We start from the raw sequence: 12,467 nt of genomic DNA, 5'->3' as shown, positions 1-12,467 counted from the left end.
CGCAGGTGAAGCAACCGGGTCAAGGCGATCGGAGCCCTATCCTTGTCCCCGGCAAGGTCACGGACCACCCATCAGGGGCTCCAGGCCACCGAGGCCACAATCCGGCCCCCGTAGCTCAGTGGATAGAGCAGGCGCCTTCTAAGCGCTTGGCCGCAGGTTCGAGTCCTGCCGGGGGCGCACAGCCAGCACGACCGACAGACCCTCCACCCCGGAGGGTCTTTTTGCTGGTCAGAGGCACCCTAGCGGGGCGGGCGTAGCAGACGCGTAAGCGCCGGACCGCTCTCGGTGATCACCATCGCGGTCCGGCGCGGTCCGGCTGTCACCGGGTTTCTGCGGGTGGCTGCGGAGAATACGCGGTGAAGTTTCCGGCGGCTCGCGTCAGCCCTGCGTCAGATCGAGCAGGTCGCCGACGGCCTCGATGCTCGCCTGGTCCCGTAAAGGCACTGGTGGGCGCGAATGACCACACAGGGCGAACCGCTCGTATCGTCACCAGAGAACGCATCGGCCCGCACCGCTACGCGCCCGGCGCCCGGTACTGGACTCGTTCGGCTTTGCGCAGGGCGTCCATGGTTTCATCGACGGTCAGGAGAACTGTCGTCTCGAACGAGCTAAGCGCGCCGCCTCCACTAATCGCCAGCGCAACCGCGGCCATGGACACGTTGTCGGGGGCCTCCCACAGGTTGTAGCCGTCGTGCGTTCCGAAGGCGTACCAGAAGCCGTGGAGCTTCCCGCCGACGGACTCGATGTACGACTGAGCGGCCTTTGCACGGTCCTCGGGGTGGACAATCAGCCTCGCCCAAGTCTCCGGTGTGTAGCTGAACCTCGATAGATAGAGCGGCATCATGTCTCCCTTTCGTTCCACCAAGGGATGCCCCCGCGGGGCGGGAAACGCGCCGGATGCGGCCCGTGTATCCCCCGAACGGCTGGGGGACGATGACCGGCACGGCCACAGCCAACGGGTGAGCGACCTACCCGGGCGCTCTGGCCTGCCTCGTACACGGTGGCTGATACGTCCGCGTACGGTTCGGTCCGCATGACGACTACCGGTCACACCCAGCCCCCGCGTGCGAGCTACTTCATCTCATAACCTGAGAACGCATCAGCCCTGGGGCAGTGCCGAGCAAGACCAGGGGCAATACGGACGTATGGGAAGCCCGTCAAACCCGCCTCTTGCGCGGCACCCGTTTTTTAACCCCTGTTAGGCGAAAAGTAGTCTCCTGGGCTCACGGGTGGCCCTAGAGAACCGGCAATGCGCAACGCTTCGTTCATTATATCCACGAATTGAATACTGCCTGCCCCAACTGTTTCAGCCTCCGCTGCCCACACCGTCCCGTAAAGGTCCCAGAACTCGCGGAAGAGCTCTCCCCGCATTACCCGGGCGGCTGTGAACTTGATGTGCGCGGCACCGCTACGCCCGGTTACGTACTCCGCATGCCAAGAGCTGATGACCATATTGATGAACAAGTGCTGCCGATATTTTTCACGGCTGATCGGCGCACTCGGCGGCTCCCAGCAGACAGTCAGCTGGTCATCACTTAGTGACATCGTAAGCAGTTCGCGGTGCGCAGAGCGGTAGCGCTCTTGATTTTCGATGCGCAATTGCCGCGCCTGGAATGAGGTCGACACCGCCACTCCGAGGAGCGCCGCGCCGGACAGTGGGATGGAGATGGCGGCATAGGTCTGACTTATGTCGCTGAGCTTCGCCCAGTTCAAACCGCTGGGCGCCCACCAAGTCAAAATAAAAGGGGTTAAGGCAGCAATAATCATGATTGCAGCCCCGATCATTGTCCATCGGGTCCACCGAACAGTCCCGACTCCGTGGAGGCGAGCCACTACAGAACGCCAAAGCGGACGCCGACCAGGAACGCATTCCACGCACCCAATCCGAAGCAAAGATGTGGCCGACTTGGACATTTTGAATCACGCACGAATATTTGCTCGGCTCGGCAGCGAGCTTCAAGACAAGTTTGCCCGCTAACGCTGCCGCTGCGCCATGCCGCTTCGTTCAACACGTTCTCCCCCTCCGTCAGGCACCATCATGATGACGCAACTCGAATTGGGAAGGGGATCATCCGCTCCGTGCAGTTGAGGGCTGTGAAGCAAGGGCGATCAGTCGCAAGTAACGCCAGCAGTGCATGAGGTGCATGGCTGCTCGATCGGCCACCGCCCATGCGCAATGTTCACGGCGTAAGCGCCGGACCGCCCCGACACCGGTCGGAGGGATCCGGCGCTGTACAACTGTGACCGGGTTTCTGCGGATGGCTGCTGAGAATACGCGGTGAAGATTCCGGCGACGTCAGCCCGCTGTCAGATCGGGCAGGTCGCCAGCGGCCTCGATGCGCACCTGGTGGTCCCGGAGCTGCCCCGAGATGCAGCGGGCGTACGTGGCGAGCAGGACCGGCACGCTGTTGCCGGCCCACTCCGCGACCTGAGCGGGTGGAACCCCGTTGTTGAGCCACGTGGTCAGGCAGGTGTGCCGCAGGTCGTACACGCGCCTGGCGAGGGGCGACGCGTACTCCTCCGGAGTTAGGACCTTCTCTCTGGACGTTCGCCAAGCCCGGCGGATGACCGAGCCGGCCAGCAAGTCTCCCTTCTCTCCCGGGAAGAGCAGGTCACCGGGCTTCAGCTCTTCAGCCGCTATGTGCTCTCGCAGAATCCTCGTCAGCGCGGGACGGCATGGCACAACTCGGGTGTCATGCTTCGCACGCCCCTTGAGCCCGCGTTCCTCGTGGACTTCGCCGCTGTCAGTCCACCGCTTGCCCACCTCGGGTTGAGCCGTGTGGAAGAGCAGTTCTCCCCATTGGTCTTCGGCGTCTGTGTCCGGCAGCTGCGCGTCCAGCACGCGCATCGCCACGACTTCCTCGGGGCGCGGTCCCGTGTAGTACATCGTGGCGAAGAACGCGTGGAGGCGCTGTCCACCGCGCGGACGGTGCCATATCCAGCCCAGCAGTCCCGCAGCGTGTGCCGGATTGATGAGGGCCCGCTTGTCGACCGCTGACGACGTCTTCGGCGTTGTGCCCGGGCTCTTCGGCAGGGGGTTCGCACTCAGGACCTTGTGGGTCACTGCGTACTCAAGGGCGACGTTCAGGATCCGGCGGTTGCGTTTGACCGAGGATGCTGCGGCGGTCGTGCCGTCCAGCTTGGTGGCGAGCGCATGCAGCGCCTCGTCGACCTTTCGGGGGTCCTCCCATGCGGCCATGGACAGCGAATTGCGTTCGACCCACTGGAGGATCTGCGCCACGTCCGGCGGAGCCTCCGGCCTGCGCCGGGTGTTGTACGCGAACTCCCGCATCGCGGTGCGGACATCGACCGGCGCGAACCTGCTCGGGAGAGGTGCGCGAAGCAGGGCGATGGTGGTGGTCATCAAGGCCTTGGCGACGTTCTTCCGGTTGTTGCCAGAAGTCCGGCGCCATTGGGCGTCTGCGAAGCGGATCGAGAATTCGTACCAGCTCGCCGCGCTCGCTCCGGACTGGTGGGAGACGGGGCGGCCTGTCGTGAGGCTGAATGCCTCACCCCGGCGAGTAGCGCTGACCAGCTCGGAGCGGAAGGAGTCCGCGAGGGCCGATGTGGCGAACGGCTGACGCCATTCCCGGCCTTCCAGTTCCCAGCGCACGGTGTACGAGGACTTGCGCTTGCCCCTGTAGACCGAGGTCTTCCAGATCTTGACGTTGTACGTCGTGTCCATCAGGCGCTGTCCTCCCGACCGTCCAACCAGCGGTCATAGTCGCTGCGCCGGATCCGAAGGTCACCGTTCGGCAGCTTTATGCAGAGGGGGGCGCGCCCCTTCGCGCGCCAGTCGTAGAAAGTGGAGCGCGAGATCTTCAGGTCTTTGCAGATCTCCTTGATCGTGAGCTTGTCGTCTCGCGAGTGGTACGCGGCCGCCGTCACTGCTCGGTCCTCTCGGTCGGGTCGCAGCACGGATGAGTAGTCCCACCCGCGGCGGCGAACGCGGGATCGAGCGAGGTCCGGCAGACGCCACAGAGCGTGATCGTCGAGGGGACCTGAGCAGAGAGAGGCTGCATCCCAGCACCCGGAGCGCCCGCAGCACCCGGATGGGACAGTTCGCCCTGCTCAGGGTGGGTGCGGGTGCCGGGTGCTGGCAGCTTCACAGCACCCGGTGCAGCACCCGCAGCACCCGGAATCGGGTGCTCGCGGGTGCTGCCGGGTGCTGTTCGGGTGCTGAGGCCGGTCCCAGCACCCGGGCGTTCATGCTGGTCGGTGGCGGTGGCGGGTGCTGCGGGCGCTCCGGGTGCTGAAATGCAAGGACTCTCTACTGACGTGATGCGGTAGAGCCGTGACCGGTTACCCTCCGTTTCCCTCTGGGTGTCGTCGACGTCGTAACCGATCGCCCGTAAGGCGGGGGCGAGGCGCTTGAGTTGTCCGCCGGCGCGGGTGGCATCCTTGGGCCACTTCCGCGGCAGCTTTTCCGGGGTGGCGATCTTCCCGAGGATGTCCGCCGCCGTCATGCACACTCCGGCATGCCCGGCGGCCCGTACGAGGTCGACGACCGCGCGAGCAAAGGGCTCGCCTTCGAGGACGTCGGCGACAGCGTCCGCGGCAGTGGCGCGGTAACTGCCTTGGGTGTCCCAGCCGGTGACGTGGTCGACGGCCGCCAGGACGCGGGCGAAGTCGGCCATGCGCGGCCGGTGGGTGAGTTCGACGTCGGGAAGTACCCGCAGGACTTCCGCGAGCAGGTCGAAGAGCGAGGCGAGAATGCTGGGGTGCGCGTCGCGATACGCGCGGTCAAGTTCCGCTTCCTCCCGGCGGTTTCGATCCGGGATGGTGTGCAGCTCGATGGTCAGCAGCCGTTCGGCGAGGTCGCCCGCGAGAGCGCCGGCGTCGATGGTGGTCATGGCCAGCACCCGGCGGAATTCGAGGACGACGACGTCGTCGTCGGTGTCGAGCGTGCGGTCGACCATGCCGTCACCGGTGACGGCGCGGCAGAGCGCACGCACCTTGAAGAACGCGCCGCTTCGGGTGGTGCGTGAACTGGGGACACCATGCAGGAGTGAGCCACCCGGCGATAAGTGACAGAGCTGGGGGCACCGGCTGAGGCACGGGGACACCGCGATGTCCCCCCGCTGTCCTCTTGCCTGTCCCCCCAGCGGGCGCGGCAGACTCGCAGTACGGCATCCCGAGGAGGGCGAATGAGCGACGACAGGCCCGCGTGGGCACGGCGCATCGCAGCCGAGCAAGCGGTACGAGACTGGTCACAGCGTGACGCAGTGCGTGCCCTGCGAGCCCACGCCCCAACCGAGTTGCCGACGGACGACAGCATGATCCGCCAGTGGAAGCGGTGGGAGTCCGGCTCACTCCCCAGCGAGTTCTACCGGCCGATCATCGCGGCACTCTTCGGCACGGTCACGCACGCGCTCTTCCCCGCTCCGAGCCGACGCGACGGCAACAGCGAGATCCTTGCCGCAAGCGGCATGGAGACCCTGGAAATCGTCAGCCGCCTGAACCGCTCCGACGTCGACAACGCGACGCTCGATGCCCTCCGGATCACCACGGACCGACTCTGCTCGGAATACCCCTTCATGCCAAGCGAGCAGCTGCTTATCGAGGGCCGGCGGTGGCTGCGCCGCGTCGTCGAGCTCCACTCGAAGAGCCTCACCCTCGCCCAACACCGCGAGGTGCTCGCTCTCTCCGGCTGGCTCGCACTCCTGGTGGGCTGCGTCGAGTACGACTCCGGCGACCGCCACGCGGCGGAGTCCACGCTGAGGACTGCTCTCGCTTTAGCCACTGAGTCAGACCACGCAGAGATCGCAGGATGGGCGCACGAGATGCGCGCATGGTTTGCCCTCACGACGGGCGACTACCGCGGCGTCATCACGGCCGCCCAGGCCGGGACGGAGACTGCCACTCACCACAGCGTCGCCGTGCAACTGGCTGCGCAGGAGGCGAAGGCATGGGCACGCCTCGGCGACCGCCGCCAAGTCGAGGTCGCCCTCGACAGGGGCCGGCGCCTCCTAGAAGGCCTCCCCCACCCGGAGAACCTCGACAACCACTTCGTCGTCGACCCTGCCAAGTTCGACTTCTACGCGATGGACTGTTACCGGCTGGTCGGCGAGGACAGGCTCGCGCGAGCCTTGGCGGACGAAGTCCTGCGCACCGGCACCGACTTCGACGGTACGGAACGCTCCCCCATGCGCAACGCAGAGGCCCGGGTCACGTTGGGCGTCACTGCGGCCCGCGAGGGCGACAGGGGGCTCGCTCCGCTCACCGCGCGCTCCCCGGCGTCACCACCGGGGACGACGCTCCTGCCTCCGCCCCGCCCCCAGCTACGCCGGTCGCGCGGCTAGAGCGAGACGACTTGGCCGAGGCAAGAAACGGCCGACACGGGGCTGGGGCCGTCGGCTCCGCAGCTTTACGCAGCCACCATGGGGCGAGTCTCGAAGATCGGGGCCCACATCGGGCTATTGCGGGCAGGTGCAGAGACTGCCCGAGTCGCGGGGAGCTTACGGGCCCCGATCTCTCGCCCCATTGGAGCTCCAGCCCAAAGCCCCTCCCGCCGACCTGTGATCCCGGACATCGCCGTAGTAGAGGCGGTCAGTCTGTCGGGAATCCACATGAAACCGCCTACACCGAAGGTCAGTTTGTGCAGACTGAACCAATGAACGGTGTCTGGGGTTACCTACTGGGAGCTGCCGTCACAGCATCTAGCCTGCTATTTAACCAATGGCGCGCGGATCAGCGCGAAAAGGAAAGGATGCGACACGAAAAAGAACAAGCAGATACTCAACGCCTTCACGAAATAGCCGAGGAACGTGAGCGATGGGTTCGCGAAGATAATCGCCGCTGGGCAGAAGAAAGGCGTCAGGCTTCACTTAATCTGCTCGGCCAGCTCGACCCTTGGCTCGCTAATCTCCCCCAATGGGGTCACCCCTGGCCCCACTCAACACCAGAGGAACAAGAAAGAGAGCGACAGGCGCTTCGGCGATTCGACTGGAAGTCCACAACAGATCAAATAAGTGACGCATGGGCCGTCTTGGAGCTCGTTGGTTCAGATGACGTACGGGAGGCATAAAGATCGCTGATGGGGCAGATGTATGCGACTCAGGCGAACACGATCGGCACCATCAACCAGGAGGAAATAGATCGGATGGTGGGCATTATGAATGAGCGCCACAAGCAACTCTTGAGTCACATTAGAACTGACCTCGGAGTTACCCTTCCACTGTCAGGCGTCACGTAGCTCATTTGAATTGTTGGCACCCTGTGGATCAGTCCGATACAAAGGACGACATGGGCACTCAGGGCAGCGTCGGTGCCGCGGATGGAAGCCGTGGGAGTGAGACTTGAACCCACGGCGACTCACGCCACGACGGTTCAAAGCGTGTGGCGGACACACGACCACTGAGAGTCCTTCGGGATCGGTGGCAGATGAATTGCTGGCTACCGTTGACCGTGTACCGGCCCTCGATCGCGTCAGCGACCTCGAAGTCATCGGGCAGTGGGAATGAGTCCATGTCACGCAGCGTCGGGGGGACTCGCCCCGGTTTGAGCGCTCCCTCCGTCCGGGGCAGGTGGCGCGGCTACGCCAGGGAAGCCGGGATACCTGGGGCGCTGCTGACGCCCCCGAGAGGGGGTGGCAGCGACTTGGAGGAGGGTCTCCCTGGCCACCTTCTCTTCTGGCCCGCCGAGAGAGACGTCGGAGATCTCCTGGATCCTGTTGGGCAGGGGCCGCTGTAAGCGGGAGGCGAGAACGACAGGGAACAGGCGCTGCCAGTCTGAGGATTCGTCGGCGAGCGCCTCGTCCAGGGCGACGTCGGTCATGTCGCCTGTCGTGAGGTAGTGGTCGGAGAGGACCATGATCACCTTGTGTGCGCGGCGCAGGGAGTTCCGTATGACGTCGACCGTTTGCCTGCTGGTGTGGGAAAGAACGTGACCGTCGACACTGTATCCGGCGTCTCGGAGCTGGAAGATCATCCATTGCCCCCACGCGGCGTCGACATCTTCGCCAGCGTAGCTGACGACGATGTCGACGGTGCGCAGAACGCTCTGGCCGAACAGGGGGACGATCGCCTGAGCTTCCTCCGCGGCGATAGCGGGAATCTCTGGGCGTTCAACGGCATCGGCAACCTCCAAGGCCACCGCACGCACGATTTCCTTGTACTCTTCGCTCGCCGTATCTCCGTCGGGGACAACGTGGAACAGGCCATGCCGCTCGTACATGCTGCCAAACGCCTGACTCATGTACTGAAACTGCTCCACGCCCGCTGGCCACAACTTCGGACCGCGCCGCCAGACAATGCCGATTAGGTAGCGAGCCTGGCCGCCCTGGCTCTCGTGCCGGCGAATGCGTTCGACGAAGACCGCCCACTCCCGTCCGCACCACTCGCTCCCGAAGTAGCTGGCGGAGTAGAGCACAATCATGCACACGGCGCTGCGGGCAGCGTTCCATAGCCGGGGCCGCCACCGTTCGCTCGTCCTGATGTCCTCGACATCCATGAATCCGCCGCCCGGGGCATCGTTTCCAAGGAGGCCGCGGATTTCGGATTCGATGTCGTGGTGGAATCGCTCCACCCTGGAACGGTGTTCGAGCTGTTCCGAATAGCTGAGGAAGTACCAGCAAGAACCAACCCCGTCAGCGCTGTCGGTGGGATCAGTCGGACGACCGCCGCCCCCTCGCCCGGGCGGCACTGGCCCGTTCACCGCTCGTCCTGCAGGTGCTCAATCTCATCGACTAGACGGCGAACCTCCTCCAGCCCGGAGTGTTCAGGGTCCAGCATCTCTAATGCGTCGGCCAGGGCCGACAACCCTCCGGGAACATTTCGGCACTGCCGCACGACGCCGACGAGATGGGTTCTCAGCGTCGGGTACTCCGGGAACCGCACCGTTGCCAGAGTGAGGTCGTTGATCAACTCGGTCCACAGGCGGCGGGACAGCGGATCGGCAAGTAGTGGTGATTCCGCGAGCGTACTGACCAGTTGGCTCTGCAGCCTGCCACCCCTCCCAGTGGCTCCCACAGCAGCGCCGGGATAGGCGGGTTCGGGGTTCGGGTGCCGGGGGCGTCGCAGGACGTGCTGCAAAATCTCACGCGCCGCCTCCGCGTCAAGGCCGTACAGGGCGGGCGTCTCCACTCGGCGCAGCACGTCTGGCAACTCGCCTAGGTCAACCGGCTCGACCAGCACCGGCGCGAACCGTCCGTGCCTGACTGCGGTCGACACCTCGACGGCCGACCAGTCAGACTGTCCCCAGGACATTGAGGCCAGGTATTGCGGCGAGAGCAGCGCAATGACCACATCGACATGTCGCAAGGCGTCCTCGACCTGGAGCGCGTAATTGTCGTTCAGGGGGGCCATCTCCGTGCCCTGGCGGACGTCGTGTCCCCACCCGGACAGCTCCCAAGCCACCCACTCTGCCCAGGAGTGATCGGCCAGCGTGTAGCTGACGAAAACCCGCGACTTGTCGATAGCGGCCCCGGACCGGGAGGGATGCAGAGAAGGGGCGAAGGCGGTGCTGTCCCTTGATACGACCTCGTGGGGGCGTCCCCGCTGGCTCGGGGCAGTGCGCTCGCCCCGTCGAGTAGACGTGCGGTCCTGCCGGGTCCCGACGGTCGCAGCGCCAGCAGCGGGCACCCCCAGGGCCCGCGCCGCATCCCTCTCCCTCAAGGCAGCCAGCACCTCCGCCAGCCCCGAGGCCGAGACCAGCGTGTCCGGGTGGTCCTCACCCAGCACCCGCCGCCGACGCTCCAGCGTGTCCTCACCCAGCGATCGGGCAGCCTCCACCTCCCCCAACTCCGCCAGGTCGACAGCCAGGTTGTAGGCGGTGTTCAGGGTGTTCGGGTGGTCCTCACCCTGCACACGCCGCTGCCGCTCCAGCGCGTCCTCACCCAGAGCCCGGGCAGCCTCCACCTCCCCCAACGCCGCCAGCTGGCCCGCCAGGTTGGAGGCAGTGAGCAGAGTGTCCGGGTGGTCCTCGCCCAGCACCCGCCGCCGACGCTCCAGCGTGTCCTCACCCAGAGATCGGGCAGCCTCCACCTCCCCCAACGCCGCCAGCCAGATAGCCAGGTTGGAGGCAGTGAGCAGAGTGTCCGGGTGGTCCTCACCCTGCACCCGCCGCTGCCGCTCCAGCGCGTCCTCACCCAGAGCCCGGGCAGCCTCCACCTCCCCCAACGCCGCCAGCCGGATAGCCAGGTTGGAGGCGCTGGCCAGCGTGTTCGGGTGGTCCTCACCCAGCACCCGCCGCCGACGGACAAGCACCTCCTCAGTCAGGGCACGCGCCGCTTCCCACTCCTGCACGGCGGCCAGCAGCTCCGCCAGCCCGGAGGCCGAGACCAGCGTGTCCGGGTGGTCCTCACCCAGCACCCGCCGCCGACGGACAAGCACCTCCTCAGTCAGGGCACGCGCCGCTTCCCACTCCTCCAAGGCAGCCAGGTCCCATGCCAGACCAGTTGCCGCGCCGAGCGTCCTCGGATCGTCTTCACCCAGCACCCGGCGCAGGCGTGCGAGTGTTTCCTCAGCCAGGTCCCGGGCCGCCCTGACCTCGCCCAACTCCGCCAGTCGGACGGCCAAGTTGGAGGCGCTATCCAGGGCATCGGGGTGGTTCACACCCAGTACCCGCCGCCGGCGGGCCAGAGTGTCCTCATCCAGCTCCCGGGCCCGGGCATGATCCTGGGTCTCGCCGTAGGCGCGGGCGAGGTAGGTAGCGGCCCACAGAGTGTGCTGGTGGTCGGGGCCGAGTTGCCGGGTCCAGGTGTGGTGGAGGTGTTGCAGGCGGGGCAAGGCGGTTCCGGCGTTGCCGCGGTCCATGAGGTACCAGCAGGCCTCACACGCCGCAAACCGGCCGTCTTCGGTGGTCAGGTCGGAGGGGTCCGGGGTGAGGAGGTGGGGGATGAGGTCGGGCCAGGCCGGCCACGTGACCGGATCAGTCACGTCCCCGGGGTACGCGGCATTCAGGAGGGCTTCGGCGGCCCGGGCGGCGTCGGTGCGCTCGGCCTCGGTGAGCTGGTCGCGGACGATCGTCTGGGTGAGGCGGTGCAGCTGCACCATGCCGTCCTGGACCCGCGCCAGACCGTGCCGGGCCAGGGCACGCAGGGCGGTCCGGACTTCGAATGGCTTGTTCAGCAGTCCCACCACGTCCGGCGGTGCGTCGGCGACTGGCCGGGTGCAGGCGTGCAGGGGGAAGGGTTCGGGAGCGAGCAGAGCACACGCGCGCAGGAGGGCCAGGGCTGCGGGCTGGGTGTCGGCCAGGCGGCCAGTGATGAGGCGGATCGCGGCGGCCAGAGACACCGGATAGCCGGTGGGGCGGCCCTCGTCGAGGACCTTGCTGACGCTCTCACCGAGGAGGCGCAGGTACTGGGGGAGGGTGAGGCCATCGGTGAGGAGGGCGGCGGCCTGGACCAGGGCCAGCGGAAGGTCCTCCAGCTCCTGTGCCAGCCGGTCCGCATCGTGCTCCCCCAGCCCCGGGACACGGGCCCTGAGCAGTGCAATGGATTCGGTGCGGGCGAAGCCGTCCACCTCGAGCGCGATCGCCACATCCTGCCAGGCGGGGTTGCGGGAGGTGATCAGCACATGGCCACTGCCGCCCGGCAGATACGGGGCCAGGGCGGCGGGGTCGTCGGCGTTGTCGAAGACCAGCAGCCACCGCCCCCGCGTGCGCAGATCCTCCGCCAGCGCCTCCAGCGCCTCACCCGGCGCCGTATCGGCCCGTGCGGCTCCGGTCTTCACCGCCAGGGCGGCCAGCTGGTCGGGAATCAGCGCGGGTTCCTCGGAGCGGATCCACCAGGCCAGTTCGTACTCCCCGGCGAAGCGGTGCCCGTACTCGATCGCCAGCTGCGTCTTGCCCACCCCGCCCCGGCCCCGCAATGCCTGCACCGCCACCCGCGACCCCGACGTCAGCTCCTGACGCAGATGCACCAGCAGCCCGTCCCGGCCGGTGAACCCGTCATTACGGCCGGGCAGGTTCCACACCCGCGGCAGACTCCCCGGCAACCGCGGACCCGACCCACCCATCCCCCGCAACCGCCCCCCACCCCCCACACCGGGAAAGGCGGGCTCGCCATCAGGGCGCCGCGGACCCGCCACCGCCTCCAGCAATACCCGCCGCGCCTCCTCCACCGCCACACCCTGCAGGGAGGGAGCGAGCAACGCCCGGAGCATCGCAGGCGCGGACGCGCCGTCGATACGTAAGGGGATCAGCTTTTCCTTCGCCGCCAGCACGGCGGTCCACTCCTGGGTGGTGAACCGGTCGGGATCGAAGTAGGCCTCGGAGAACAGCGCCAGCATCCGACCCGACTCCAGCGCCGCGTTCATCTTCAGGACGAAGTTGTCGCCCGCACCCCAGTCCCAGTAGTCCAGCTCCACCGCATACCCGGCGTCCGCCAGCTGCCAGGCCACCCACTCCGCCCACGCCCGGTCCGCCCCCGCATGACTGACGAACACCCGCCCGCCGACCTCGACCATCCCGCCCCGCCCCTACCACGCCGCCCCTGCACGAGACCCCCGACATTAGGCCAAACCACC

Annotated in this window: 9 protein-coding genes and 1 tRNA gene; 2 read left to right on the top strand and 8 right to left on the bottom strand. The window is 66.7% G+C overall.

What is annotated here, in order from left to right:
* The first annotated feature begins 104 nt into the window (after positions 1-104).
* Positions 105-177, top strand: a tRNA-Arg gene (locus OG729_RS25705).
* A 337-nt stretch (positions 178-514) separates the two neighbouring features.
* Here OG729_RS25705 and OG729_RS25700 read toward each other — a convergent pair.
* From OG729_RS25700 to OG729_RS25675, 6 genes are all read right to left on the bottom strand, one after another.
* Complete coding sequence (locus OG729_RS25700; RefSeq protein WP_366732793.1) at positions 515-841, bottom strand: GYD domain-containing protein; 327 nt, start codon at positions 839-841, stop codon at positions 515-517.
* A gap of 347 nt (positions 842-1,188) precedes the next feature.
* Complete coding sequence (locus OG729_RS25695; RefSeq protein ID WP_405808244.1) at positions 1,189-1,785, bottom strand: DUF6082 family protein; 597 nt, start codon at positions 1,783-1,785, stop codon at positions 1,189-1,191.
* A 47-nt stretch (positions 1,786-1,832) separates the two neighbouring features.
* On the bottom strand, positions 1,833-2,012 hold the full coding sequence (locus OG729_RS25690) for a DUF397 domain-containing protein (RefSeq protein WP_405808243.1): 180 nt from the start codon (positions 2,010-2,012) through the stop codon (positions 1,833-1,835).
* Positions 2,013-2,296: 284 nt separating this feature from the next.
* Positions 2,297-3,685, bottom strand: coding sequence for a tyrosine-type recombinase/integrase (locus OG729_RS25685; RefSeq protein WP_405808242.1), 1,389 nt, complete (start codon positions 3,683-3,685; stop codon positions 2,297-2,299).
* Positions 3,685-3,888: a helix-turn-helix transcriptional regulator gene (locus OG729_RS25680; protein WP_405808241.1), complete on the bottom strand. Its 204-nt coding sequence runs from the start codon at positions 3,886-3,888 to the stop codon at positions 3,685-3,687. Before OG729_RS25680 ends, OG729_RS25685 begins: the two co-directional genes overlap by 1 nt.
* Positions 3,885-4,955, bottom strand: a complete 1,071-nt coding sequence (locus OG729_RS25675) for a hypothetical protein (protein ID WP_405808240.1) — start codon at positions 4,953-4,955, stop codon at positions 3,885-3,887. The genes OG729_RS25680 and OG729_RS25675 overlap by 4 nt, the downstream gene beginning before the upstream one ends.
* Before the next feature lie 192 nt (positions 4,956-5,147).
* Between OG729_RS25675 and OG729_RS25670 the strand changes: the two genes are divergently transcribed.
* Positions 5,148-6,302 carry an XRE family transcriptional regulator gene (locus OG729_RS25670; protein ID WP_405808239.1) on the top strand — a complete coding sequence of 385 codons (1,155 nt, stop codon included), beginning with the start codon at positions 5,148-5,150 and terminating at the stop codon, positions 6,300-6,302.
* Between the two features lie 1,168 nt (positions 6,303-7,470).
* Here OG729_RS25670 and OG729_RS25665 read toward each other — a convergent pair.
* Positions 7,471-8,643 carry a TIR domain-containing protein gene (locus OG729_RS25665; protein ID WP_405811285.1) on the bottom strand — a complete coding sequence of 391 codons (1,173 nt, stop codon included), beginning with the start codon at positions 8,641-8,643 and terminating at the stop codon, positions 7,471-7,473.
* Positions 8,644-8,651: 8 nt separating this feature from the next.
* Positions 8,652-12,407, bottom strand: coding sequence for an FxSxx-COOH system tetratricopeptide repeat protein (gene fxsT / locus OG729_RS25660; RefSeq protein WP_405808238.1), 3,756 nt, complete (start codon positions 12,405-12,407; stop codon positions 8,652-8,654).
* Positions 12,408-12,467: the final 60 nt, after the last annotated feature.

The sequence above is a fragment of the Streptomyces sp. NBC_00210 genome, assembly GCF_045160975.1.
Lineage (GTDB): Bacteria > Actinomycetota > Actinomycetes > Streptomycetales > Streptomycetaceae > Streptomyces.
This window is presented reverse-complemented; position numbering and strand designations above follow the sequence as displayed.